The following is a 25,931-nucleotide window of genomic DNA, read 5'->3' on the forward strand; positions in this document are numbered from 1 at the left end:
AGCTCCTCGTTAGCCAGTTGATGTCTGGGTCAGTTAACGATTTAAATACTATTAAAAATCACCTACTGATAGAAATTTTATATATCGATGGCATTTATTGATTTTAACTATCAAGAAAATCCGATTGATACGAAACAAGATATTAAAAGGCCGGGCGGGACCGGCTCCAGCCCCGCTCAACCGCCAAGACCACTAAAGCCCGCTACAGCCAGAATCGCACGCCAACGACCACGCCCGTCTCCGTTACGTCCTCTCCCGCCCCCCGCAGCCAGTCGGCCTTCTGACCCAGCGACCGGCTCCAGTAGACCCCCAGGTATGGAGCAAATTCACGGGAAAGTTCATAGCGGTAACGCACCCCCAGTCGCAGTTGGTTAATACCTCGGGGTCGATCAAAGTCCTCGGCTTCCGTCAGCGCTCCTGAGACTTCCAGGCGCGGCTGCAAGTAGGATATCTGGGTCAACCGCAGGTCATATTCGGCCTCCAGGCTGAACGACACATCGCCGTCCTCGTTAATCCGCAAGGCGTTGTCCATTTCAAACCGGTAGGGCGCAGTGCCAAACAGGCTCAGCACCACATAATTCTCCCGATCGGCACCCGAGGCCGTTGAACCAGCCGTGCCTAGCCCCGCCTGTAGCTCCCAGAATGGCGACACCAGACGGCTGCCCAATACCTCAAGGCTATGTAGATCACTGGGCTTACCATCGTCCAGGCGATTTTCCCCTTCGCTTTTAAGGTACAGTCGGTTCCGGTCCCCGCCATACCAGGCGAGCATATCCCAGGCCACGGACGATTCGTCCCGGTCGGTGTGAGAGAACTCCAGTCGGTCAAACAACACCTGTCCGGTCGGGTGAGCAGCCATCGGCTCTGGCCACTTTTCCTCCGGTTGCCTATCGTCAGAAGGGGCAGCCACAGCGGGCATGGTCAGCACGAATATTCCGGCTACGGGCAGCCCGACAGCTATCCATCGTTTCATTTTCGACATAACAGCACCTCCTCAGGCCACTTCAACCACCCGGAACATTCCGGCTTTCATGTGATACAGCAAATGACAATGAAACGCCCACCGCCCAGGTGCATCGGCGCTGATCTGCACCGACACCACCTCGTTCGGTTTCAGGCTGAGGGTGTGCTTACGCGGGCGTGGATGGTGACCATTCTCCAACTCCATCCACATACCGTGCAGGTGGATGGGGTGGTCCATCATGGTGTCATTGACCATGACCAGGCGCAGCCGCTCTCCATATTCAAACCGCAAAGGCCCTTCCACTTCGTAGAAGGTCTTGCCATCAAACGACCACATGTAGCGCTCCATATTGCCGGTCAGATGCAGCTCAATTGTGCGCGTCGGCTCGCGCTGGTCAGGCCAAGGGTGAGCGCCCTGCAAATCGCCATAGACCAGCACACGGTGCTCCACCTGCTCCAGCCCGACGCCCGGTTCGTTCAGGCGACTGACCGGGTGCATGGCGACCATGGCGGCACCCGTCCCATGCCCCTTTGGCCCGTGCTGTATATCAAAGGCGGGCGCAGTGGGGCGCACCTTATCCGGTTCAGACCGCTCATCATGAGCATGGCCGGGATGTTGATGAGCGCTGTGATGGCCACTGTGCTCGCCCGTCTCCATCGACATGGCGGCCCCCGCCGCTCCCTGCATTGAGTGGCCTGGCATTTCGTGTTCCATGCCATGCCCCATTCCCATGGCGGCCATGCCCCGCTCCGGGACCGGCCGTCGTTCAGGGATTGCCGCTTCCTGCCCTGGCGCCGTGGCCAGTGTGCCGCGCACGTAGCCGCTCCGGTCCATGCTTTCGGCTAACAGGGTATAAGCGCGCGCATCATTTGGGCGCACAATGACATCGTAGGTTTCCGCCACACCAATACGGAATTCCTCCACGGCAACCGGCTTGACCGGCTGGCCATCTGCCGCGACCACGATCATTTCCAGCCCGGGAATCCTGACGTCGAAATAAGTCATGGCGGAACCATTAATAATGCGCAGCCGGATGGACTCTCCCGGTTGGTACAGGGCCGTCCAGTTGGCACTGCTGTCGCGCCCGTTCATCAGGTAGGTGTAGGTCGAACCGGTGACATCCAGCAGGTCGCGGGCGCTCATTCGCATCCGGTTCCACATGGCGCGGCTTTTCCAGGTTTCGGCCAGCCCCTGTTCACGCACATCTTTTAACGTATCGCCAAGGGTACGCTGCTGGTGGTTGTAGTAACCCTCCGCCACTTTCAGGCGACGATACACTGTATGGGGATTCTCAAAGGTCCAGTCACTGAGCAGGATGACATGCTCGCGGTCGGCCCCGATATCGCCGTCAGGCGGGTCGATGATCAACGGCCCCAGGTGCCCGATCTGCTCCTGCAAGCCGGAATGGCTGTGGTACCAGTAGGTACCGCTTTGCCGTAAATCAAATTCGTACCGAAACGTCTCGCCCGGCTTGATGCCGGCAAAACTGAGCCCTGGCACACCGTCCATATTCGCCGGCAGCAAAATACCGTGCCAGTGAATGGACGTGTCTTCCTTCATGTGGTTGATAACATCAATCCTGGCTCGCTCGCCCTCTTTCCAACGAAGCAGAGGGCCGGGCATGGTGCCATTAATGGTGACGGGTTGGCCGAGCCGGCCACCAATATCCAGGGACTCACGACGAATATGTAACTCCATCGATTCACCGGGCTTAGGTTCACCGAGCTTGGGTTCACCAGAATTAGCTTGTACCGGGGAAGTCCGGCCCTGGGGGCTGGCCCAGCCGGGCATCATCCCGGCCAGGGCGACCGAGCCCGCAGCGCCAGCCAACGTTTGAATAAACCGGCGACGAGCCGGCTGTTTAACAGGTGCCATAACGCAATCTCCAGGTATACCTGTATAACGTATACCGTCGCGCCGTCAGGCCGGGACACGGCATAACCACGGACGATCCAGTAAAGAAAACAGGGGGGCGGGGAGAACTACGTCAGGATAGGAGGTCGATAAGGGGTATTGGCAGGCCCTTCCGGCACGGCAGGTGATTCCTTGGCGAGCAAGGGGAGCGAGCCGGGCGCAAGTAAGCGGGTTAATACTGGCGAGGCCAGAGAGTGGCATCCCATCACGCAACAACCACACCCCAGGTGGCAGCAGTCACCCGCTTGCGCGGCTGCATCGTCAGAGTGCCCCTCGTGGCTGTCGTGCATGGCCCCATGAGAGGCATTGGTAACCGATCGGTTCGTCGACAAGGCCTGCGAGCCCGCCTCGTGACAGGCTGAACCCGCTTCCGGCCCGCTGTGGTTACCTGAAGCAAACGGCCAGGCACCCGCTACCGCCACGGCCTGATAGCAGAGCAGCCAAAGCAAAAGCAGTACAGCGACGGGCTTTACCCTTGCGGCGTTTATGACGTTCATAAAAGCATCGTAAAGAATGCTCAAGCGAGAATCAACGCTGCCACTCACTCTCCGGCATGCGTCGCAGATGGATGTGCGCCGCCAGGCGCAGGCAGGGCCGCACAAAGAATTGGAAGCTCCCGATAATAAACAGCCAGATCGCGGCCGCTTCCTCCGAGGGAAACAAGAACAGCACGCTCCCCACCAGAAACCAAAGGGCAATCATGAAATCGTTCAGGATACTGAGCACTTCGTATCGCCGACGAATAATCAGTTGCTCGTGACCAAAAGTGAACGTCAGCGGGTTATCGAGATTCCGCTTACGGTTTGTCGGGGTGGGCTCCATAATGAACTCGCATCTTGTTGCTGCTCGCCATCTTCCCGGCGCACCATGAGTCATGGCTTACACACTGGCGGTAACGAGAGTATACCGACCACTATACGCCCTCACTTTGGCGCCTGCTACCACACTAAATCCATATTGTGTGCATAAAATTGCGTTAGAGTATGACGTCGGCTATACCGTTAACGCCTGAATTTTCCTTGAAATATGCGCCTGAGCCTTCGCTATAAAGTCTTTTTCATTATATTGCTCGCCAATGTGTTGCTGGCGGCGGCCATGCTCTATGCCAACACCCGGGCGTTCAGCACCAGTTTCGACACTTACCTGAGTCAAGTGCAGTCACGGCGGCTGGCGCCGCTGCTCGACGCTCTGGCCGATGAGTACCAACGCGAGGGGAATTGGGGCTGGATCGAAGATCACCCCGACCTCTGGCGCGCCTTGAACGAGCGCTTCCTGTCACCGCGCCATGCGCGCGAGCCGCGCCCCCGGCCCGAGCACCGACGCCTGTACCGGATCTTTCAGCTGCGCGATGCCACCGGCACGCTGCTGTGGGGAGACCCTCGCGCCGAGCGCCGTACCACCTGGCTTCCCATTGAGGTCGACGGCCAGGTGATCGGCAGCCTGGGAGTGCCGTCCAGCCTGCGGCTCACCGCCGAGTTCGACGAGGTATTCGCCGAGCAGCAACGTCGTCACTTCCTCTGGATCGCGCTGGTGGCCTTACTGTTAAGTGCGGTCATCGCTATTCCGTTTGCCCACGCGCTGGTCACCCCGATTCGCCGGCTGGGCCGCGCCACCCGGCAGTTGGCCGATGGGCACTACAATCTGCGCCTGGAGGATCAACGCTCGGATGAACTCGGTGATCTGGCCTCGGACTTTAACCGGCTTGCCGAACGCCTGGAGGCTAACCTCAAGGCACGTCAGTGCTGGATTGCCGATATTTCCCACGAGCTGCGCACGCCGGTGGCGGTTTTGCGGGCTGAATTGGAAGCCATTCAGGACGGCATCAGCGCGGTGACCTCCGATACCCTGGAGTCTCTGTATCAGGAAATCCGGCGCCTGGGCAGCTTGATCGATGACCTGCACGAGCTGTCGTTGTCCGATGCGGGGGCGTTAAGTTACCAAATGGCACCGGTCAACCTGTCGGAGCTGATTGAGCGAGTGTGTGCTCAGTGCCAATCCGCCCTGCGCCAGGCTCATCTGAAGCTGCACTGGGAGGCTCCCTCTGAGCCTGCCTTCATTGAAGGCGACGCCAAGCGTCTCACCCAGTTGTTGACGAACCTGATGCACAACAGCTTGCGCTACACGCAAGGCGACGCCGACAGCCCCGGACGGGTGCACATTACCTTGCAGCGTCACGGCGACAGCTGGCAGTTGCTCTGGTCCGATTCCGCACCCGGCGTACCAGAGAGCGACCTCCCGCGGCTGTTCGAACGCCTGTACCGAAGCGAGCACTCTCGCAGCCGGGCCACCGGTGGCTCCGGGATCGGGCTCGCCATTGCGCACAATGTGGTGACCGCACACGGTGGCACCATCGTTGCCAACACCTCCGAGTGGGGCGGTTTACAACTGGTTATCCACTTCCCGGCATCCACCGTTAAAAGCAACCAGGCGATATGACCATGCCCCGCATACTGATTGTAGAAGACGAACTCAAACTGGCCCGTGTGCTCACCCAGTATCTGGAGCGTGACGGTTACGAAACCGTGCAGTTTGAACGCGGTGATGACGCCGCCCACTGGCTGAACACCGAAACGCCCGATCTGGTGCTGCTGGACCTGATGTTACCGGGCATGGACGGTCTTACGCTGTGTCGCCACATTCGCCAGCGCTCAAATCTGCCCATCATCATGACCACCGCCCGCGTTGAGGAAGTCGACCGCCTGATTGGCCTTGAGCTCGGCGCTGATGACTACATTTGCAAACCGTACAGCCCCCGAGAAGTCGCCGCCCGCGTCAAGGCGGTACTACGGCGGAGCCTTGCGCAGACCACCACTTTGGAGTCACAACCGGAACAACGCTTTCACTGGCAGGGCAACCGACTGTTACTGGGCGAACAACGGGTAGAACTGACAGCGGTGGAAATGCGATTGCTCCAGGCACTGATGGAGCGACCGGGACACATCCTGTCCCGGGACCAGTTAATGGATGCCATTTACCCGGACCGACGCATGGTCAGCGACCGCACCATCGACAGCCATATTAAAAACCTGCGCCGCAAACTGCAGGAACTGGACCCGGAGCAGGACTTTGTGCGCTCGGTGTATGGCGCTGGTTACAAATTCGAATAAATCCTTATTTTCTCCGTATTCCCTGCGCGTTCCGGGCGCATTCTACTCCTTGAAGGGAGCCGATTACTCGTCAAAGGCCCCGCTCTCACGAGGAGAAATACCCATGATCAAACACCGATTGCTGATTGCCACACTCACCAGTGCGCTGCTCTCCACTCCGGCCTGGGCCGAAGATCGTAACGAACCGCGAGCACACCGGCTGGACTACATCTTCAACGAACTGCAACTGACCGACGAACAGCGCACCCAGACGCTCGACATTATGAAGAGCACGATGGAGCAACGCCGCCAGGACATTCAGGCCCGCCGCCAAAGCGGCGACGCTCGCCCGGACCGGGAGACAATGAAAGCCCGGCGGGAGACGCACCGCGCTGAGCTGGCCGAACGGCTGAATACCGTGATGACCGACGAGCAGGTAGAGGACCTGCTGACCTACCTGGACGCCCACCGGCCGCGCCCACACCGGTGGCACAAGCGCGGGCAAGCGCATGGAGATGAGCGCCCTCTCGGCGAGCGAGAAAGTGACCAACCGTAAGATCCTCTTGTATTTCGGCCTCTGGTAAAATGCCCTAACAGTGGTCGCGCCTGGCAGGTGCGTCAGGCTCGATCACTGTGGTATATTCCCAATATCCCAACGGCGACGATCCGTTGACGATTTCCTGGAATAAACGCATAACAACAGCGGCCCCGAGGCCCGGGATCACCGAGGTATGAAAGACGACAAGCCCACTTCGTTTGATATCGCCTACCGGGCCGGCGTGTCCCAGTCCACGGTGTCCCGCGCACTGCGTGACAGTCCTCTGGTGAATGAAGCCACGCGTCACCGCATCCAGGCCATCGCCCAGGAACTGAATTACAAAGTCGACAAGAACGCTCGCAATCTTCGCTCCAAACAAACGCGCACGATCGCCCTGCTGCTGTGTGAAGACCAGGGGATTGGCGACTCCATGATCAACCCCTTTTTCTTATCCATGCTCGGCAGTATCACGCGGGCCTGCGCCAACCGCCAATACGACCTGCTGGTGTCGTTTCAGCAGATGAGTGACGACTGGCATGCGGACTTTGAAGATGCGCATCGCGCCGACGGCATTATTTTTCTCGGTTATGGCGATTACGTGACCTACGTGGAAAAGCTGATTCAGCTTAATGAAGTGGGGGCGCACTACATTACGTTCGGACCGGTGTTGCCGGGCCAGCCCGGGATGTCCATTGGCTGCGACAATTACCAGGGCGCCTACAAAGCGACGCAGCATTTGTTGACACTTGGCCACCGCCGTATCGCGTTTATCGGCAATGCCAGTGAACACGCGCCCGAGTTCAAGCGACGTTACGAAGGCTATGCGCAAGCGCTTTCAGAGCATGGTCTCGACGTCGATCCCGGCTTGCAGGTTAACGCCGAAACTTCAGAGAGAGAGGGACGGGCGGGAATAGAGACGCTGAGTGAACGAGGCGTCATGTTCGATGCGGTCTTCGGAGCCAGCGATTTGATCGCCATCGGCGCTATCCAGGGCCTTGAAGCGCTCGGTAAAACCGTACCGGAAGATGTCGCTGTAATTGGCTTTGATGATATTCCGGCGGCCAGCTACACGCACCCGCCACTGACTACCGTCCAGCAAAACACCCGCCTGGCGGGTGAGCTGCTCGTGGACAACCTGCTAAAAATGCTCGACGGCGAGCAACCGGAATCCTTTTTGTTGCCCACCGACCTGATTGTGCGGGGTTCGTGTGGAAGCCCCACGAAAGAAAATTAACGACCCGGCTACCCCCCCCAGGGACAGGGACCGGCCCTCTACGGCACCGACTGCTGCAACTCGTCGAGCCTCTCCACCAGATCCTCGTTGTTCACTCGTCCTTCAAACGTTAACACCCGGACCCCATACGCCGGCACCTCCAGTGAAACCTCGCGCTTCACCGAATGAATGTCACCGGTTGTCTCGTCTTTCCAGTCGCCCCGATTCAACCAGCGGTCTACCGTCATGGTTGCTGGAGTATTTCCCTTATTTAGCAAGACCAATGCGGTTTGCGCCTGCTCGTCATCCTGATAGACCCGCAGGAACGCGGCTGTTTGACCTTCGAAATCCAGATTGACCTGCAACCCTTTTTGTAACGCTACTGAGCCTTGACGAATATGCGCAATGCGCTTGAGGTTCTGCGCAATGTCGTGATGACGGGCGCGCTCAATTCCCTCTTCTCCGAAGTAATTTCGGTTGCCTTCATGTTCTTTCGTTCCCGGCATAAAGCCAATTTCCGAACCGTAATAAATCGCAGGAATCCCCCGGGCGGTGAACAGCCAGTTGTTGGCGTTGATAAACGCCTGAGCGTCGCCGTTCATACGCCGGATATCGTGATTCTCGTAAAAAGTTACCAGTTCGTAAGGGTTGTGATAAGGGCCGTTTTTCAAATGCAGGTAGCTCAGTATGTCGGCATAGTCACTGGCTGGATTTTCAAACACCCCGGTCAATGCACGCTGAGCTGGAAAGTCCAGTACACTCAGGCCACCGTGTTCCGGACGGGTGTGCTCGCCCAGAAACTCCGCGTCAAACACAAAGCTTTCACCGAACATAAAGAAGTCCGGGTGCTGCTCACGGATACGTTCGGCAAAGGTTTTCCAGAAGGCGTGGGGTTTATGTCGCAACGTATCAATGCGGAACGCCGCCGCGCCCTGATCGATCCATTGCAGATAGGCGCCGACCACGTAATCCATGACCGCCGGGTTATTCGCATCAAACTTGCCCAACTGCGCCAGATCCTTTTCCTGCTCGTAGAAGGCCTGCAACGGGTCGTTCGGGTCGAGGTTTTCCGGTTCGCGGTTTTTATGGTCCGCCACACGCTCGCCATCCGGGCCATACACCTCGCCAAACATGGGCTGATCTTCCGGCATGGAGTAAGCCGGTGAGCTGTGGTTGGCAACAATGTCCAGCACCAGTTTCAGATCGTACTCATCCCGCAATCGCTGCGTCAGGTCAGAGAAACGTAACCCATCGGATTCCCAGTGTTCGTCCACTCGATAGAAATTGGTTCCCCAGTAGCCGTGAAAACCGGTTTTCCCACCATCGCCCGGCTGAGCAAACCCTACCGGATCGCCCCCGCTGAACGACTGGTTGGGGTTATCGACAATGGGTGAGATCCACAGCGCCGTAACGCCCAGGTCCGCCAGGTAATCGGCATTATCCAAGATGCCCTGAAAATCACCGCCCATGTAACCGACATTCGCTACTTGATCCTCTCCCCGACCATACATGGGCCGATCAAAGGTCGGAAACGCACCGCCCTGATTTTCGTGATTGTTGGAAGGGTCGCCATCCACAAACCGATCGGTCAACAGAAAGTAGATGGCCTCTTCGGCAAACGGCTCCTGGGTGCCGTAATAATGAGCCGTTGAAGTCGTCTCCGGTGAATTAGCGCAGGCATTGAGTAACAGCGCCATGCCCACCAAACCAAACGTCCGTCGCAGTATGTTCATTTTACAGCCCCTTCATCGTCAACCAGCAATGTGGCCACCGCCGCAATCAGGAAAGAAACGCCCCCGGCCACCAACAGATAAATCGCCTGCCCATCAAACAGATGAGTCAGAATCAATCCCAACAAGCTGCCTGCTACAATTTGTGGAATGACAATAAAGAAATTGAAAATTCCCATGTACACACCCATTTTGTGTACAGGCAGCGAGCAGGAAAGAATGGCGTAGGGCATGGAAAGGATGGACGCCCAGGCGAAACCTATCCCCACCATTGAAGCCAATAGCCACAGTGGATCGCGAATCAGCACAAAGGAAATCAGCCCTACCGCACCCAGGCATAAGTTGATCATATGGGCACCTTTGCGACTGGTCTTTTTCGCCAGCCAGGGAATAACCACCGCTGCCAGGGCTGCAAAACCGTTGTAGACACCAAACAGTACGCCCACCCAGTCAGCGCCATCGTTGTACGCTTTAGAGGTGGTATCGAGTGCGCCATAATGGAAACTGGTCACTGCGCTGGTGGCATAAATCCACAGAGAAAACAGCGCGAACCAGGAGAAAAACTGTACCACCGCCAATTGCGCCATGGTTTTTGGCATGTGGAAAAGATCGTGCGCTACCTGATAGAGGCCGTTCTCGGTTCGACCACGGTGCTGCAACCAGCCGGCAGCCCACTGCAGTAAACCCACGGCCCCTGACAGCCCGGCCAACACCATGATTTCCTTTTCAAAATCGAGCAATACCACACACAGTGCGATCACCACACCGATAGCGATAAAGACCGCACCCCAGTTTATATAGGCCGACAGGCTTCGGTTTACTCGGGGCGGGGCATTTTGCTTTTGCGCCTGCTGAAACTGCTCGAACGCCGCCATTTGCTCGGGGCTGTATTCTTTGGTGGTCAGCACGGTCCAGAGTACGGCCAGCAGCAAAATCACACCACCGATCCAAAACGCATAGATCACCGAATCAGGCACTAGCCCGGGGGCAGCGGTGTTACTGATGCCCATCCAGTTGGTCATGATCCAGGGCATAAACGACGCCACAATGGCACCCACGCCAATAAAAAAGCTCTGCATCGCAAAGCCTTTAGTGCGTTGTTTCTCCGGCAACATATCGCCGACAAACGCCCGAAAGGGCTCCATGGAAATATTGATGGAGGCGTCCAGAATCCACAGCATGCCCGCTGCAACCCAGAGCGCTGGCGAGTGCGGCATATAAAGCAGCGCCAGGCTCGCCGCGATCGCACCGAAAAGGAAGTAGGGGCGCCTGCGACCCAGTCGATTCCATGTTCGGTCACTCAGGTAGCCAATCACCGGCTGCACCAGAAGCCCCGTTACCGGTGCGGCGAGCCAAAGGAACGCGAGGTTATCAATGGGCGCGCCCAACGTCTGAAAGATGCGGCTGACATTGGCGTTCTGCAGGGCGAAGCCGAACTGAATTCCCAAAAACCCGAAACTCATGTTCCAGATTTGCCAAAAACTCAATGGGGGTTGCTGTTTCATCTTGACCACTTGTTATCGATTATAGGGAAAGTTCCAGCTTAGCATGTTCCTGCCAGAGAAGGACGTCTGGCCATCAAGAACATCAAGTTCTGCGGGAGACAAAGTAAGCAAGCGCCTCTTCTACGGCAAGCCGCTGCATACGTATTCATGACCATTTTTTATACGAAAAGCCCTTTGTGGCAATCATTCACCTTATGCATACGTATGTAGCCGGTTGCTGGTCATTCCAGCGCTGGCGTATATTAATTTCAACATGAAAACCGCCGGTACTTACCGAACGTATTACCAAGACAATAACGCTTCAAGGCCTTTCGATATGTGCTCGACCCACTCTTTCAGCGCCCATTCTTCCAATACCGCTACTCTCAATGACACTCCCTGGTGGCGCGGCGCGGTTATCTATCAGGTGTACCCTCGCAGTTTATGTGACAGCAACGCCGATGGCATTGGTGACATTCCGGGCATTATCGACAAGCTGGATTATATCGCCAGCCTTGGCGTGGACGCCATCTGGGTGTCTCCGTTCTTCAAGTCGCCGATGAAAGACTTCGGTTACGACATCAGCGACTACCGTTCCATTGATCCGATTTTCGGCAGCCTTGCCGACTTTGACCGACTCATTGAGCGGGCACACGAACGCAATATTAAAATCATTATTGACCAGGTACTGAGCCACACCTCCGACCAGCACGCCTGGTTCGAAGAAAGTCGCCAAAGCCGCGACAACGCCAAGGCCGACTGGTATGTGTGGGCCGACCCTCGTGAAGATGGCACACCGCCGAACAACTGGTTATCAATCTTTGGGGGTTGTGCCTGGGAGTGGGAAGCACGCCGCGAGCAATACTACTTGCACAATTTTCTGAAAAGCCAGCCGGACCTTAATTTTCACAATCCTGCGGTGCGCCAAGCCATTTTGGACGAGGTAGAGTTCTGGTTGAAACGCGGTGTCGACGGCTTGCGCCTGGACGCCATCACTTTCTGTTTCCACGACCAAGAACTACGGGACAACCCCGCCAAGCCGAAAGCGGAACGTAAAGGACGAGGGTTCAGTGAAGACAACCCTTACGCCTTTCAATATCACTACTTCAATAATGACCGGCCGGAAAACCTCTCCTTTCTGGAGTCTTTGCGTGCCCTGATGGACCGCTACCCGGGGTCCGTCACACTGGGTGAGATTTCCTCGGAAGACTCGCTCGCCACCATGGCGGAATATACAAAGGGACAGCGCTTACACACCACCTACAGTTTCGAGCTTCTGGTCGATACGTTTTCCACCGATTATCTGCGCGAGACCGTAGAGACACTCGAGCACCGGTTGAGCGAGGGCTGGCCCTGTTGGTCCATTGGCAACCACGATGTGGCACGCGTCATGTCTCGCTGGGGAGGCGCTGCCGCCTCTCCTGCGCTCGCCAAATTGTTTAACACCATGCTGCTCTCCCTTCGAGGGAGTGTGTGCAGCTATCAGGGAGAAGAACTCGGGATGACCGAGGCCAACCTCCCCAAAGAGGCACTGCAGGATCCTTACGGCATTGCATTCTGGCCGCGCTTCAAAGGCCGTGACGGGTGTCGTACCCCCATGCCGTGGAACGCTTCGGACGCCCAGGCCGGCTTCTCTGACAGTGAACACACCTGGCTTCCCGTTCCCGAGGAGCATCGTCATATTGCGGTCAGCCTGCAGGAGCAGGAGAGCACATCAGTGCTCAACCATTACCGGACTTTTGTGCATTGGCGCAAGCAACAGCCCGCCCTGCAAACCGGCGATATCCGGTTTATCCCCACACCAGAGGGGCAACTGCTGTTTGAGCGCAAGCACTCAGAGCAGACACTTTGGGTCGCGCTGAATTTTACCGACCAGCGTGCCGCTCTCACCGTACCGGGAGATGTCTCCCTACAAACGATGCACGGCCACGGCTTTGAAGGAGCCGAAGCCCAGGGGAACGAAATCTCCCTGCCCGCTCTCGGCGCCGGGTATTTTCAGGTGATTACTCGCTGATTTCGGTGAAATTTCTGAACGCTTTGCATACGTATTCAGAAGTCCATCCTCGAAAAAGGCGATTGAATACGTATGCAATGAATTGCCGCTCCCCAGGGTATGGGATAGCCTGAAATCAAGCAGAGGAGCGGCCGAACGAAAACGAAATGGCTACTGCAAATTATCCGATCATCACCGTCACGACACTCTCAGGAGGTGAATACTAGGAAGTGAATGCCAGGTGGTGAAAGATCGGAACCACCGCAGCGCAGTAAGCTGCGGCCAGAATCGAAACCATAATAACCTATGAAAGGGGATTAACAGATGATAAATACCAGAAAGCTCATTCTACCTTCCGTGATTGGATGCCTCGCCGCGGGCCTCACCGCTGTACCCACCTATGCTCAGGACACACAAGTCGGCGCATTGGAAGAGGTGGTCGTGACCGGTATCCGTCGCAGCCTGATTAACTCCATGGCCATCAAGGAAAATTCATCCTCAATTGTTGAGGCCATTTCTCCCGAGGATATCGGCAAACTGCCCGACACCAGCATCGCCGAATCATTGGCACGACTGCCGGGGCTTGCTGGTGAGCGCGTCAACGGTCGCACCAGTGGGATTTCAGTGCGCGGCTTCAATGAAGATTATGTGGCCACCACGATGAACGGTCGGGAATTGCTGGGTATCGGTGACAACCGCGGCGTAGAATATGATCTATACCCCTCTGAAATTATTTCCGGTGCGGTCGTTTACAAAACGCCAGACGCCAGTCTGATCAACCAGGGCCTCGGTGGCGTTGTTGATCTGCGCACCCTGCGCCCCCTGGAAAATGAGCGCATCATTAGCTTCAACGGAAGCTATGAACTGAACGGCATGGAGTCTGCCAACCCGGATTACGATGACACTGGCCACCGCCTCGCCTTCACGTATTCGGACACTTTCGCCAATGACACCATGGGACTGGCCCTGAGCCTGGCCACTATGGAATCCCCCAGTCAGGAAGAGAATGTGCGCATCTGGGGTTACCCGCAAATTGACGACAACGGCGACTTTATTTTTGGTGGACACGACTCCTATGTGCGCTCGGCGACCATGGAGCGCGACACCATTTCCGGTGTCTTCCAATGGGAACCGAATCAGGACCTGACCCTCACCGTCGATGCACTGTACATCGATTTTCTTGAATCCAAAGTGTTTCGCGGCTTTGAAGAAGGTGGGCCAATCTGGAGCGGTGCCGCCTATACGCCCGGCGACGTGGTCGATGGGCTGGTGGTGAATGGTGAGTTCAACGGTTTCCATAGCGTCATTCGTAACGACGGCGAAGAAAAAGATGGGGAGCTGTCCACCTTTGGTTTCAACGCTGCCTATCGCATCAACGACACCTGGAGTGCCGAACTGGATATCGCCACCAGCGAATCCACCAAAGACCTGGTCAACATCGAAAGCTACTCGGGCACCGGTCGCGCCGGCACTACGCAACAAGGTGCCGCCGCCGCTCGCTCCTGGCAACAAGTCTCTCCGGAAGGGGTCATGTTCGGCCCGCATTCCAGTATTGACATGCCCGACTATACCGACCCCGCCGTCATTCGGCTGGCTGGTCCACAAAACTGGGGCGGCGCTATTGCTCAGCGTATGGGAGGATACGACAACGCCCAGGATGGTTTTGTGAACTACCCGAGCTTCGAGGAAGAGTTGGACACTTTGCGGCTATCAGCCACCGCCGCCATTAACGGCGATTTCCTGCAAAGCGTGGAGTTCGGCCTGAATTACTCTGACCGCACCAAAAGCAAGATCAACTATGGCGCTTTCCTCGTTGCCCCGGGCTTTGATGCAAACCTGGCCTATGAAGACCAGACCGCACTGGCGTTCACCGACGCTTCATTGCAACCTTATTATGTGGGCACCACTGACTTGAGCTTCCTTGGTCTCGGCGGCATGGTGGCCTACGACGGTGTCGGCATGTATCGCGACGGTTTCTACACGGAAGTTGATGCCACCGAGTTTGAAACTGATCGTTTGGGAGACACTTACAGCGTCACCGAAGAAGTGCTCACCGCCTACGCTAAAGCAGACTTCGAAACGGGCATTCTGTCGGGCAATTTCGGTTTGCAAATCGTCGACACCGATCAAAGCTCCGAGGGCTTTCGCTCTCAACCCGGGGTTAACGAGGATACCGGGCTGGCGCAGGTGCAAACTGTCGCGGTTTCCGGCGGTGCAGACTACGTAAAATTGCTGCCCAGCCTGAACCTCAACTTCCAGTTGACGGACAATCAGGTCGTACGTTTCGCCACGTCCAAGACCTTGTCCCGTGCCCGTATGGATGACATGCGTGCAAACACGACGATTGGTTTTAACTTCGACGATACCCGTCGCGAAAGTACCGATCCCGAGTTCAGTGCCTGGAACGCCAATGGCGGCAACCCTGAATTGCGCCCTCTGGAAGCGATTCAAATGGACTTGTCCTATGAGTACTACTTCACCAACGATGGTTATGTGGCGGCAACCTGGTTCTACAAGGATCTTCTGAACTGGCACTTGTCCCGTGAAGTGGAGATGGACTTTACGCCTTACTTTATTCCGGGCTATCACGATAATGGCGGTGTGGACTTCCAGTCCTACACGGGTCCATCCAGCGAACTGGCCGAGCTGGGCAAAGGCAAGGTGGAAGGTCTGGAGCTTCAAGGCAGCCTGCCATTCTATACGTTCAGTGAACTGCTCGATGGCTTTGGTGTAATCGCCAGCGCAACCTTCCTGGATGGCAACATTGATAACGACGGTGAAATGCTGCGTATCCCTGGACTGTCGGAAGAAATCTACCAGCTGACGTTCTACTACGAGAAGAACGGTTTCGAGTTCCGTATCAGTGGCCGGAAGCGCGACGAGTTCCTGAGCGAAGGCCGAGGCGTAAGCCTGGCGCTTGAGCAACAAATGCGTCAGGGCGAAGAACTCTGGGACGCACAGATCGGCTATGATTTCGGTGCCGGCGGCTTCCAGTCCCTCGATGGCCTGAGCATTACCCTGCAAGCTCAGAACCTCACCGACGAGGACACCGTGGCATTCGAAGATGCTGATGCCCGCCGCATCACGTCTTATCAAACCTTTGGAGCCAACTACCTGCTCGGCGTGAACTACCAGTTCTAAATCGAGCACTACCCCAAGCCCCTGCTATAGTGAACGCTGTAGCGGGGGCTTTTTTGTTTGAACGCGAGAATAACGTATGAATAATGCTATCAGACAGGTACTGATTATCGGCGGTGGATCATCAGGCTGGATGGCCGCAGCAATGCTCTCGCGCTTTATGGGCGAGAGTTTGACTATTACGCTGATCGAGTCCAGTGAACTCGGCACCGTCGGTGTGGGAGAAGCCACACCCCCCCATCAAGACGTTCAACGATGCACTGGGAATCACGGAACAGGACTTTCTTTCACAGTGCCAGGGCACCATCAAACTTGGCATTGAGTTTGTTAACTGGAGCCGCGAAGGCACGCGCTATATGCATGCCTTTGGTGACATCGGCCGCAACGTCGGGCTGGCCGGATTTCATCATTACTGGTTGCGCGCGCGGGCGTTGGGACTGGCCGATGACTTCTGGCATTATTCAATCAATCAACAGGCCGCCATCAACAATCGCTACACACCATTACCCACCCTTTCCAAACACTCATTATCCCAGCCTGACCCAGGCTTACCATATCGACGCGGGCCGATACGCTGAAATGCTGAGACATTACAGTGAGCAACGCGGCGTCCAGCGTATAGACGGACGGGTTAATCAGGTCCACAAGGATCCCAAGCGGGGCCACATCCTTTCGGTGCAGTTGACTACTGGCGAGAGAGTGTCCGCCGACTTGTTTATCGATTGTTCTGGTTTTCGTGCGCTGTTGATTGGCGAGGCGCTTGGCGTAAACTTCGAGGATTGGAGTCACTGGCTCCCTTGCGACCGCGCCCTCGCTGTAGCCAGCGAGCCCGTCGCTCCGACCACTCCTTATACGCGTGCGCCAGCCCTGGTGCCAGAACGTGGTGGCTCTCGATCTGGCCAGCGGCTTTCTGGAACCCCTTGAGTCCACCAGCTTGCACCTCGTGCAGCAGGGCATCACCCGCTTACTAAAGCTTTTCCCCGCCTGGATTTTAAACCTACCGACATCGACGAATACAATCGTCAGACCTCCATTGAGTGGGAAAACATTAGGGACTTCATTATCCTGCATTATCACCTGAATAAAAAAACCAGTTCTTTCTGGCGTAACTGCCGAACAACGGAAAAACCCAGCTCCCTGCTCCGCCGCATTGAACTATTTTCCGGTTCGGCACAGGTTTTTCGAGAACAGGACGAGTTATTTACCGAGACCGCCTGGGAACAGGTTATGCTTGGCCAGGAGGTTGAACCAGAGGACTATCACCCCGTGGCAGAACACGTAGCACCGCAACAGCTTTCCGAGTTCATGTCCTCCTGGCGGCAACTGGTGGCACACACCGTTGAGCGCTTGCCCACACACGACGAGTACCTTAGAACACTGAAACCGCGCAGTGCTTTCCAAGACCTATAGAGGAAAAGCGCGCACCCTTCTCGCATTACATACGTATTCATTTACCACTGCTCGATGCATACGTATGCATGCGCTTGAGCCCACGTTGGGCTACAGCTAGCATCAAAAAACGGTTGGGACTCTCCTTTACCCCCGTGCCCTTGGAGACCAAGGGCGAATTGGTGTGGCTTGCACAGCTGACCCATTTCATTGCTTTGTGTTGGGAAGTTTTGGCGCAGTTATCTGCGCCTTTTTTATGCGCACGCCTTAAAGAACCAGGTCATTAATAATCATAATCACGCTTGGAGACACGATGAAACTATCCTTAATAAAACCGTCCTTAATAAAACCGCCTTTTATTATTGACTACCTGCCTCGCCTGCGGCTGGTCACCAGACTGCTTCCGTTAACGTATCTGATTATCTCCTGTGCCGCCCACTCGGATCACACCGGCACCCCCAACGCCGTTTCCATACCCGGAAGCCTGCAAACGGCCATTGGCTGCCCGGCGGACTGGGCTCCAGACTGTGCTGATACACAACTGGCGATTGGCGACGATGGTATCTGGCGCGGCACCTTTTCCCTGCCCGAAGGTGAGTATGAATACAAGGCTGCCCTCAACAACAGCTGGGATGAAAACTACGGCCAGGGTGGCGTTGCCGATGGCAGCAACATCAATCTGATCATTGATGAGCCAACAGCCGTTCACTTTTACTACAACCCTCACACGCACTGGATCGCGGACTCCAGCAACTATGTCATCGCCACAGCCGTCGGTGATTTCCAGACAGCGCTTGGATGCTCATCCAACTGGGACCCTGAATGCCTGCGCGGCTGGGTGCAGGACCCGGCGAACACGGGCATTTACCAATTTACGACGACGGACATTCCGCCTGGAAACTATGAGGCAAAGATCGCACTGAATGAATCCTGGGACATCAGTTACGGTGATGTAAACGGGAACAACATCGCGTTCGAAGTCAGTGTCATCGATGAAAGCGTGACTTTCACCTACAACCGTTTGGATAACAGCGTGAGTGTTGGTGACCCGGTAAACACGGGGGATCTCGGCAGTGCCAAAGCGCACTGGCTCAGCCGGAACACGCTCGTGTGGCGTGTTCCCCCCGACGCTGATGTGGCGTTGCATTATGATGCCGAGGCCGGTCTCACCAGTAGTGTCGACGGCGTCAGCGGCGGCGAGCAAATTCCTCTTACCCATGACGCTTCCGGGCTAAGTGACGCATTGCGTGCCCGCTTTCCTCACCTGGCCGATTATCCGGTATTCCGCATCAGTGACTCGGATTTGGACAAAATTCCCGGGATACTGAAACAACAAACGGCGCTCTCTGCAACTACCGGTGAGGGTCGGCTGATCGACGCCACCGGCCTTCAGATCCCCGGTGTACTGGATGACGTATTCGCTTACGATGGTCTCCTGGGCCCGGTCTACAATGAGGGGGTTCCCACCATCCATCTCTGGGCGCCTACCGCGCAGTCCGTCACATTGCTTCTGTACGCCGACGGCAAAGAGGACACATCCCCCACCGAACTACCCATGACGTTCGACACCGACACGGGGGTATGGCATATCACGGGTTCGGAAAGCTGGGATCGTCAATTTTATCGTTTTCGTGTCGATGTCTATGTGCCCGCCACCCAGGCAATTGAGCAAAACCTCGTCACCGACCCTTATACAATAAGCGCCAACACCGATGGCTCTCGCAGCCAGTTAGTCAACCTTGATGACCCCGACCTGCAACCCCAGGGCTGGCAGACATTGAGCAAGCCGGCACTGGATGCGCCCGAAGATATCGTGGTTTACGAACTGCATTTACGCGATTTCAGCATCAGTGACACGAGCGTACCCGAAGACCGGCGAGGCACATTTAAAGCCTTCACAGCCAACGACAGCGCGGGAATGAAGCACCTGGGCAGACTCGCGGCCGCTGGGTTAACACACGTTCATTTGTTACCCGTATTCGATTGCGCCACCATTCCCGAAAATGCCGATGACCGTCTCACCCTGACGGACGACCTGTCGGTGTACGCACCCGACAGCACCGAGCAACAGGAGGCCATCAACACCATTCGCGGCAGCGATGCCTTCAACTGGTGCTACGACCCGCATCACTATACGGTGCCCGAAGGCAGCTACGCGACCAACCCCGAAGGTACGAACCGTATCCTGGAATTCCGCGAGATGGTCAGTGCACTCAATGACGCTGGCCTGCGAGTCATCATGGATGTGGTGTACAACCACACCAGCCAGGCACTACTTGGGGGTAAATCCGTACTCGATAAAGTGGTGCCCGGCTACTATCACCGCCTGAACGACAGTGGCGCCATTGAGCGCAGCAGTTGCTGCGAGAACACCGCTAGCGAACACGTCATGATGGAAAAATTGATGGTGGATTCGTTGCACACTTGGGCCACGCAATACAAAGTCGACGGTTTCCGTTTTGATCTGATGGGCCACCACAGCAAAGCCAATATTCTCAAGGTGCGTGACACGCTAAAAGCACTGACCATGGAAACCGACGGTGTAGATGGCGGCAGCCTGTACATCTATGGAGAGGGCTGGAACTTCGGCGAGGTGGCCGATGATGCACGCTTCGAGCAAGCCACACAACCCAATATGGCGGGCACCGGCATCGGCACTTTCAATGACCGGATGCGCGATGCCGTGCGCGGCGGCAGCCCGTTTGATACCGGCATCAACCATGTGCGCCATCAAGGATTCATTAACGGTTTGTACTATGACCCCAACAACGACGCGGACACCGATACACTGGAACAACTGCTCGACAGCACGGACCGCATTCGTATTGGACTGGCAGGGAACCTGAAAGCGTTCGCATTGACAGATTGGCAGGGCAACGACACGACCGGCGACTACGACGCGCAGGTCGGCTACACCGAAGACCCTCAGGAATCGATTGTCTATATTGCCGCTCACGACAACGAGACCCTGTTCGACATCAACCAATACAAAATTCCTCTGGACCGCGATGCCGACACTCGTGTGCGCGTGCAAAACCTCGGCAATAGCCTGGTGCTGCTTTCCCAAGGGGTTCCCTTCCTGCACGCCGGGCAGGAAATATTGCGGTCAAAATCCATGGACCGGGACAGCTATGACTCCGGCGACTGGTTCAACCGGCTTGATTATCACTACGAGGATAATGGCTGGGCTCGCGGCCTTCCCCCGGCCTGGACCACAGAGGAAAGCTGGGAGCAGATCGCCACTCGCTTAACCGACGAGCGCCTGGCCGTCAGCGGTGAGCATATCCAGCGTGCATTGGCGCACGTCGAGGAAATGTTGGCGATACGCAAAAGCTCTGCGCTGTTCCGGTTACACACTGCCAAAGCCATTCAATCGCAGTTGAGATTTGAAAATACCGGCGCTGACCAAAAGCCGGGACTGATCGCCATGCACCTGCAAGACAGCGACGCCGACTTGGACCCCGAAAGGGACGCGATACTGGTACTGTTCAATGCCGGAACAGAAGCCCAGACGCTCAGCCGGGAAGCGTGGCAAAACGCCGACTTTGAACTGCACCCCGTACAGCAAAACTCCGATGACGCCTTGCTGGCAGAGGCGAGCTTCGATAACGAAACGGGCACCTTTTCCGTCCCCGCCCGAACCACAGCGGTGTTCCAGATAGCACAGCAAGCCAGCAACCCAGGCAATAGTGGGGGAGGGAAGAAAAGCAGTGGCTACACCGGTGCCCTGTTACTGCTGCTATTGACGGTGCTCGGTGCCCGCCGACGCTGGTGTATGTCACTTGATCGCCGCTAAAAATCATTGGCATCCTGCCATGTACAACCACCCCGGCTCAAGCCGGGGTGGTTGTTGTTAACATCAGTCCTCAGTCACACACATTGCCCGTGACCTCGGGCACTTCGGCGGGACCGGTGCCCTGGAAACCAAATTCCACCGAGTCTCCAGGAGCGATGTTGCCGTTCCAGCTTTCATTCACGGCGGTATAGGGATTCGAGCCGCTCAACACCGAACTCCAGCTGTTGCTCACCGATACGGCGCCGTCATAGTCCCAGGAGACTTCCCAGCCATTGATCGGGCTGCTGCCATTATTGGTAATAATAATGTTGGCCACGAAACCGGCTCCCCAACTATCCACCACCACATACTCGCAGTTACCCTGCGCGGGCTCAGATGAGCTTGACGATGAACTGGAAGAAGAACTGGATGAGGAACTGGAGCTCCCCTGTTCATCCACCACCAGGAAAGCGCTGGTGTAGCTGGACGGAACCTGGGCATACACGCTGTTATTGGTGGCACTGGTCTGCGGCGTCACATCCCCGTTGGCATCCAGTACACCGACACGGACATCGGTATTTTCCGCGTTGACAGCTTGCGCGAACGTTTCAGTCCACACACTGGCCGAACCGTTGCTGACCACATAGGGCGATGCGGGCAAGTACACATCTGTACCTGAATTTGTCACGAGACGAAGTGACACTTCATCGCCTGCGGCCAGGGTACGTGCGGTATTGGTGAGCGCCCCAAGGTTCTCCCAACTGGTACCCGTAGAGGGTACATGGGTAAAGGAAAACGAATCCGTGCTGTTGCCATTGGCGTTACTGACCTGCAAACGCACCGTCACCGAACTTTCGCTCGCCGGTTCGCCCAGTGTTAACGTCGTATCCACACCGCTGGTGCTGCTTAGGGTATACAGACTGTTGTCCGCTGCCTCCACGCTCCAGGCGTAACTGAGATTACTTCCCTGGGAATTGCTCGCGCTCAGATTAATCTGGCCCGCTCCAGAGAAGACGCTATTGCCCGGTGTCGCGGCAATATCCGCCACCACGGGTGCCGGTCCGCCACCGCCATCGAACTCCACATCAATGCACCCATGGAAGCGTTCATAGGTAAAGTAGTTGCGTCCCCATTCCCCGTAAATTACATGGCGGCCTGTGCGCTCGGGCACCGTACAGGTCGTGTGAAAGAGCGCATTCCCCTTATCCGGCACCATATTCGGCGTCGCACCCGGATTCGTATCGTCGTAGCCGGTCAGGTCACAAAAAGGCTCGCTCTCAAAGTCATCCCAGGTTAAGGGCACACCCACTTGATACTCGAAGTCCGGCTTGGTGATGTAATACACGAACTCTTCCGTATCATCATAATGTGGGCCCCAGGCAATATCCCAGGTGATGGTCAGCGGCCCGGAACTGATAGAGTTGGTAGGCCAATCGATTGGTTTGTCCCAGGGTGTTGCGCCGCCCTGCCAGGTTTCGCTATCGAAGCCACACACATTCGTAGGCAGCGTCGACACTCCCTTGCGGCCCAGGTCGTGAGTCAACACACTCATGAACTGGTAGCCACCCGTAAAGTCATCGGCAAATGCCTCGGCACAAGCGCTCCCGGGCGCAGCGGTGTCAGGCTTGGTGACCGCGCCACAAAACCAGTTTCGCGCCGCCGGCTCGGACATCAAGCCATGCCCCATGACGCTGGCGGATAACGCCAGGGCTATTGAACCGAATAACACACGTTGATACCGCATAATTTTATCCCTCTTATTGTGATTGAGCGTAAGGTGTTCCCAAAAGCTAGCACAACCTGAATCCACAAATGGGCAACCGGTTAGATGGATTCCTGATAACCCACCACACCGTTATAGTCATAGCAAAAATAACCACCATGAACCGAGAAATAGCATGACGCAGCCCACACTTTGGAGCGTCTGTGGCTGACAAATCCTCATATCGACACCGAATCCAACACCCGCGCATCGACGAAGCCGTTCACATTCACTCAAGCACGGCAATGGCTGGGCAACAGGTTTCCGCTTGCTTACAATTAACCCAAGGCACATTTAATCCAGGACACATTGTCATCGTTAACCACTCACCAATCAGGAAGCCATCATCAATCCGGTATGAGCGAGCGCAAACCTCACACCCACCCCAACGACTGGCAGTCACTGATTGCGCGAGTCAAGGCTTGCACCTTGTGCGAGGCCCATTTGCCGCTGGGACCGAGACCGGTGCTGCAGTTCAACCCCGCCGCCCGTATTCTGGTAGCCGCCCAGGCACCCGGTCGCCGGGTGCATGAGACCGGCCTGCCCTTCAACGACCCAAGCGGCGACCGCCTGCGCAACTGGATGGGAATCAATAGAGAGACCTTTTACGACCCGGAACAGCTGGCCATCATTCCCATGGGGTTTTGTTATCCGGGCACCGGGCGCTCCGGCGATATGCCCCCGCGACCAGAGTGTGCCCAGACGTGGCACGCCGACCTGCTGGCCCGGCTGCCCAACTTGCAACTGACGCTGGTCATCGGGCAATACGCGCATGCCTACCACCTGGGGAAAAGCCGGGAAACCCTCACGCAGCGCGTGGCCAACTGGCGAGACTACTGGCCTGACCGCCTCCCGATGCCGCATCCCAGCCCCCGCAACAACCTGTGGCTGCGTCGCAACCCCTGGTTCGAAACCGATGTGGTGCCCGCGCTACGGGCCCGCGTAGCCGGGCTACTGAGCCATAAACATGGAAATTGACGCCGTTTTACCTTAGCCTTGAACACCTGGCCATCGGAGGGCTCTAACGCTGCTGATTCAACGAGTACGAGGGTCACCATGTTCCTATTCAACCGCTTCAGTCACATCAACTACTATGCCGCTCTTGTGGTCGGCCTGCTGTTGATCAGCCCCTGGGGCCTGGCCGAGGAGAACGCAGGTCACGAAACGGATAGCGAAGCAGACCACCGCATCATCAAAAGCCACTATTTCGCCGCTCAAGGGGAGTCCAAGTACCCTTCGGACTTCAAGCATTTTGACTACGTCAATCCCGATGCGCCCAAGGGGGGACAAATAGTCCTCTCCCAAATCGGGACATTCGACAACTTCAACCGCTATGCTCAACGAGGCGACGCCGCCATAATGAGCGGAGAGCTCTACGATACGCTGATGGTCAGTAGTGACGACGAGATTAGCGTATTCTATCCACTCATCGCAGAAAGTCTTGAATACCCTGAAAACTACGCTTGGGTAATTTTCAACATCAACCCCGCTGCCAAGGACCAAGGCGGTGAGCCAATCACCGCCGAAGATGTCGCATTCACATTCAAGAAGTTTATGGACCAGGGCGTTCCTTTTTTCAGAAACAATTACAAAAATGTTACCCAGGCAGAAGTTTTAAACAGCCATCAAGTAAAGTTCCATCTCGAGACACCCAATAGAGAGGACATTCTAAACTTGGTCGATCTTCCAGTTATGCCCAAACGATTCTGGGAAGACAAGAACTTCTCTGAACCATTAAATACCCCCCCACTAGGAACAGGCCCCTATAAAGTTTCCAACTATAAAATAGGGCAACAAGTTACCTATGAGCTTATAGAGGATTATTGGGCTAAAGACCTCCCTTCAAGAAAGGGGATGTACAATATTCAAAGCATTCGGCACGACTACTATCGCGATCACAATGTTTCATTAGAAGCCTTTCTCGCCGGAGCTTACGATTTTCGTCAGGAAAATATCGCCAAGCAGTGGGCTGAGGAGTACAAGGGACCCGCTGTCCGAAGAAGCGACATAAAGCTGGATGAAATCAGCCACGACATCCCCCAGCCTTTACAAGGATTTGTATTCAATACACAGCGCCCTATGTTTTCTGATCGAAGAGTTCGTGAGGCGTTGAATTACGCTATGGATTTTGAATGGATGAATAAAAACCTCTTTTACGGACAGTATCAACGCTCATACAGTTACTTTCAAAACACCCCATACATGGCCTCAGGAAAACCTACGCAATCCGAACTGGAAGTTTTAACACCCTTTAAGGATCAGCTGCCTGAAGCGGTGTTCGAGCAAACCGTATGGGTGCCCAATAAAACAGATGGCTCCGGCAACATCCGGCCTTCACTTAGAAAAGCTATAGCACTTCTAAATGACGCTGGCTGGACTCTTAAAGAAGGTAAAATGACCAATTCCAAGACAGGAAAGCCACTGGAATTTGATCTGCTGATTTATACCGCAAGCGGCGAAAGGGTGGCGCTCCCATTCAAAAGAAACCTTGAGCGAATGGGTGTCACAATGAATCTTAGGCAAGTGGACAGCACACAGTTTCTGAACCGTCTGCGCTCTCGCGACTTCGATATGATATTTCAGGGATATAGAGCAAACCCCTACCCTCATCCCGCCATGAAAATCACTTGGCAATCGGATTATATAGATTCCACTTACAACCAAGCCGGTGTTCAAGACCCTGTCATTGATGCATTGATCAAAGGCATTGAAGAGAACCAGCAAAATGCCGAACAACTTAAAGCCTATGGTCATGCCTTTGATCGTGTCGCACGTTGGAATTTTTATATAGTCCCTCATTGGCATTCTAATAACTTCAGAATCGCTTATTGGAACAAGTTCTCCCAACCTGAAGTAAGACCCAGATACTCCATTGGTCTGGATACTTGGTGGTACGACCCTGACAAAGCAGCGTCCATTAAACAGTAACAGGTAAGAGCGGTTTC

General features: G+C 55.8%; 18 protein-coding genes and 2 pseudogenes. 13 read left to right on the top strand and 7 right to left on the bottom strand.

Features of this window, described 5'->3' with window-relative positions; all coding sequences use genetic code 11:
* Positions 1-202 precede the first annotated feature (202 nt).
* From ACQCLF_RS04005 to ACQCLF_RS04020, 4 genes are all read right to left on the bottom strand, one after another.
* Positions 203-982 (bottom strand): copper resistance protein B, encoded by a 780-nt coding sequence (locus ACQCLF_RS04005; RefSeq protein ID WP_426984995.1) that lies wholly within the window; start codon positions 980-982, stop codon positions 203-205.
* Positions 983-994: 12 nt separating this feature from the next.
* Entirely contained in the window at positions 995-2,839 is a 1,845-nt protein-coding gene (locus tag ACQCLF_RS04010) for a copper resistance system multicopper oxidase (RefSeq protein WP_426984996.1), read from the bottom strand.
* 107 nt (positions 2,840-2,946) lie between these two features.
* Positions 2,947-3,375, bottom strand: coding sequence for a hypothetical protein (locus ACQCLF_RS04015; RefSeq protein ID WP_426984997.1), 429 nt, complete (start codon positions 3,373-3,375; stop codon positions 2,947-2,949).
* 31 nt (positions 3,376-3,406) lie between these two features.
* On the bottom strand, positions 3,407-3,700 hold the full coding sequence (locus tag ACQCLF_RS04020) for a YrhK family protein (RefSeq protein ID WP_426984998.1): 294 nt from the start codon (positions 3,698-3,700) through the stop codon (positions 3,407-3,409).
* Positions 3,701-3,904: 204 nt separating this feature from the next.
* Here ACQCLF_RS04020 and ACQCLF_RS04025 point away from each other — a divergent pair, with 204 nt between their 5' ends.
* The 4 genes from ACQCLF_RS04025 (at position 3,905) to ACQCLF_RS04040 (ending at position 7,736) form a co-directional block, all read left to right on the top strand.
* The gene (locus ACQCLF_RS04025; protein ID WP_426984999.1) at positions 3,905-5,314 is read left to right on the top strand and encodes an ATP-binding protein; all 1,410 of its coding nucleotides are present in this window, start codon (positions 3,905-3,907) and stop codon (positions 5,312-5,314) included.
* Positions 5,315-5,316: 2 nt separating this feature from the next.
* Positions 5,317-5,985 carry a response regulator gene (locus ACQCLF_RS04030; protein ID WP_426985000.1) on the top strand — a complete coding sequence of 223 codons (669 nt, stop codon included), beginning with the start codon at positions 5,317-5,319 and terminating at the stop codon, positions 5,983-5,985.
* 103 nt (positions 5,986-6,088) lie between these two features.
* Positions 6,089-6,520, top strand: a complete 432-nt coding sequence (locus ACQCLF_RS04035) for a hypothetical protein (protein WP_426985001.1) — start codon at positions 6,089-6,091, stop codon at positions 6,518-6,520.
* 175 nt (positions 6,521-6,695) lie between these two features.
* On the top strand, positions 6,696-7,736 hold the full coding sequence (locus ACQCLF_RS04040) for a LacI family DNA-binding transcriptional regulator (protein WP_426985002.1): 1,041 nt from the start codon (positions 6,696-6,698) through the stop codon (positions 7,734-7,736).
* A gap of 38 nt (positions 7,737-7,774) precedes the next feature.
* Here ACQCLF_RS04040 and ACQCLF_RS04045 read toward each other — a convergent pair whose 3' ends face one another.
* The gene (locus tag ACQCLF_RS04045; protein ID WP_426985003.1) at positions 7,775-9,448 is read right to left on the bottom strand and encodes an alpha-amylase family glycosyl hydrolase; all 1,674 of its coding nucleotides are present in this window, start codon (positions 9,446-9,448) and stop codon (positions 7,775-7,777) included.
* Positions 9,445-10,950 (bottom strand): MFS transporter, encoded by a 1,506-nt coding sequence (locus ACQCLF_RS04050; RefSeq protein ID WP_426985004.1) that lies wholly within the window; start codon positions 10,948-10,950, stop codon positions 9,445-9,447. Before ACQCLF_RS04050 ends, ACQCLF_RS04045 begins: the two co-directional genes overlap by 4 nt.
* A 316-nt stretch (positions 10,951-11,266) precedes the next feature.
* Between ACQCLF_RS04050 and ACQCLF_RS04055 the strand changes: the two genes are divergently transcribed.
* From ACQCLF_RS04055 to pulA, 7 genes and pseudogenes are all read left to right on the top strand, one after another.
* On the top strand, positions 11,267-12,943 hold the full coding sequence (locus tag ACQCLF_RS04055) for an alpha-glucosidase (protein ID WP_426985005.1): 1,677 nt from the start codon (positions 11,267-11,269) through the stop codon (positions 12,941-12,943).
* Between the two features lie 303 nt (positions 12,944-13,246).
* Complete coding sequence (locus tag ACQCLF_RS04060; RefSeq protein WP_426985006.1) at positions 13,247-16,063, top strand: TonB-dependent receptor; 2,817 nt, start codon at positions 13,247-13,249, stop codon at positions 16,061-16,063.
* A 142-nt stretch (positions 16,064-16,205) separates the two neighbouring features.
* A pseudogene (locus ACQCLF_RS04065) lies at positions 16,206-16,638 on the top strand (tryptophan 7-halogenase).
* A complete protein-coding gene (locus tag ACQCLF_RS04070) occupies positions 16,616-16,984 on the top strand; it encodes a tryptophan 7-halogenase (RefSeq protein WP_426985231.1) in 369 nt (122 codons plus the stop codon). Before ACQCLF_RS04065 ends, ACQCLF_RS04070 begins: the two are co-directional and overlap by 23 nt.
* Positions 16,944-17,284: pseudogene (locus tag ACQCLF_RS04075) on the top strand (tryptophan 7-halogenase); the annotation flags it as partial. The gene ACQCLF_RS04070 and the pseudogene ACQCLF_RS04075, both read left to right, overlap by 41 nt.
* A gap of 42 nt (positions 17,285-17,326) precedes the next feature.
* On the top strand, positions 17,327-17,470 hold the full coding sequence (locus tag ACQCLF_RS04080; RefSeq protein ID WP_426985238.1) for a hypothetical protein: 144 nt from the start codon (positions 17,327-17,329) through the stop codon (positions 17,468-17,470).
* A gap of 292 nt (positions 17,471-17,762) precedes the next feature.
* Entirely contained in the window at positions 17,763-21,245 is a 3,483-nt protein-coding gene (gene pulA / locus ACQCLF_RS04085; RefSeq protein WP_426985007.1) for a pullulanase-type alpha-1,6-glucosidase, read from the top strand.
* 70 nt (positions 21,246-21,315) lie between these two features.
* On the opposite strand, the gene ACQCLF_RS04090 is transcribed toward pulA, so the two are convergent.
* Positions 21,316-22,968 carry a lytic polysaccharide monooxygenase gene (locus tag ACQCLF_RS04090; RefSeq protein WP_426985008.1) on the bottom strand — a complete coding sequence of 551 codons (1,653 nt, stop codon included), beginning with the start codon at positions 22,966-22,968 and terminating at the stop codon, positions 21,316-21,318.
* Positions 22,969-23,343: 375 nt separating this feature from the next.
* On the opposite strand from ACQCLF_RS04090, the gene ACQCLF_RS04095 reads away from it, so the two are divergent.
* Both ACQCLF_RS04095 and ACQCLF_RS04100 read left to right on the top strand, forming a co-directional pair.
* Positions 23,344-23,964 (top strand): uracil-DNA glycosylase family protein, encoded by a 621-nt coding sequence (locus ACQCLF_RS04095; RefSeq protein ID WP_426985009.1) that lies wholly within the window; start codon positions 23,344-23,346, stop codon positions 23,962-23,964.
* Positions 23,965-24,042: 78 nt separating this feature from the next.
* Entirely contained in the window at positions 24,043-25,914 is a 1,872-nt protein-coding gene (locus ACQCLF_RS04100; protein WP_426985010.1) for an extracellular solute-binding protein, read from the top strand.
* Positions 25,915-25,931 lie beyond the last annotated feature (17 nt).

This window comes from Marinimicrobium sp. ARAG 43.8 (genome assembly GCF_050113635.1).
Taxonomy (GTDB): Bacteria; Pseudomonadota; Gammaproteobacteria; order Pseudomonadales; family Cellvibrionaceae; genus Marinimicrobium.

What these genes read in the sequence shown, in the direction of transcription:
- ACQCLF_RS04005 (WP_426984995.1), bottom strand. Translation starts at nt 982, where the DNA reads ATGTCGAAAATGAAACGATGGATAGCTGTCGGGCTGCCCGTAGCCGGA.
- ACQCLF_RS04010 (WP_426984996.1), bottom strand. Translation starts at nt 2,839, where the DNA reads ATGGCACCTGTTAAACAGCCGGCTCGTCGCCGGTTTATTCAAACGTTG.
- ACQCLF_RS04015 (WP_426984997.1), bottom strand. Translation starts at nt 3,375, where the DNA reads ATGAACGTCATAAACGCCGCAAGGGTAAAGCCCGTCGCTGTACTGCTT.
- ACQCLF_RS04020 (WP_426984998.1), bottom strand. Translation starts at nt 3,700, where the DNA reads ATGGAGCCCACCCCGACAAACCGTAAGCGGAATCTCGATAACCCGCTG.
- ACQCLF_RS04025 (WP_426984999.1), top strand. Translation starts at nt 3,905, where the DNA reads ATGCGCCTGAGCCTTCGCTATAAAGTCTTTTTCATTATATTGCTCGCC.
- ACQCLF_RS04030 (WP_426985000.1), top strand. Translation starts at nt 5,317, where the DNA reads ATGCCCCGCATACTGATTGTAGAAGACGAACTCAAACTGGCCCGTGTG.
- ACQCLF_RS04035 (WP_426985001.1), top strand. Translation starts at nt 6,089, where the DNA reads ATGATCAAACACCGATTGCTGATTGCCACACTCACCAGTGCGCTGCTC.
- ACQCLF_RS04040 (WP_426985002.1), top strand. Translation starts at nt 6,696, where the DNA reads ATGAAAGACGACAAGCCCACTTCGTTTGATATCGCCTACCGGGCCGGC.
- ACQCLF_RS04045 (WP_426985003.1), bottom strand. Translation starts at nt 9,448, where the DNA reads ATGAACATACTGCGACGGACGTTTGGTTTGGTGGGCATGGCGCTGTTA.
- ACQCLF_RS04050 (WP_426985004.1), bottom strand. Translation starts at nt 10,950, where the DNA reads ATGAAACAGCAACCCCCATTGAGTTTTTGGCAAATCTGGAACATGAGT.
- ACQCLF_RS04055 (WP_426985005.1), top strand. Translation starts at nt 11,267, where the DNA reads ATGTGCTCGACCCACTCTTTCAGCGCCCATTCTTCCAATACCGCTACT.
- ACQCLF_RS04060 (WP_426985006.1), top strand. Translation starts at nt 13,247, where the DNA reads ATGATAAATACCAGAAAGCTCATTCTACCTTCCGTGATTGGATGCCTC.
- pulA (WP_426985007.1), top strand. Translation starts at nt 17,763, where the DNA reads ATGAAACTATCCTTAATAAAACCGTCCTTAATAAAACCGCCTTTTATT.
- ACQCLF_RS04090 (WP_426985008.1), bottom strand. Translation starts at nt 22,968, where the DNA reads ATGCGGTATCAACGTGTGTTATTCGGTTCAATAGCCCTGGCGTTATCC.
- ACQCLF_RS04095 (WP_426985009.1), top strand. Translation starts at nt 23,344, where the DNA reads ATGAGCGAGCGCAAACCTCACACCCACCCCAACGACTGGCAGTCACTG.
- ACQCLF_RS04100 (WP_426985010.1), top strand. Translation starts at nt 24,043, where the DNA reads ATGTTCCTATTCAACCGCTTCAGTCACATCAACTACTATGCCGCTCTT.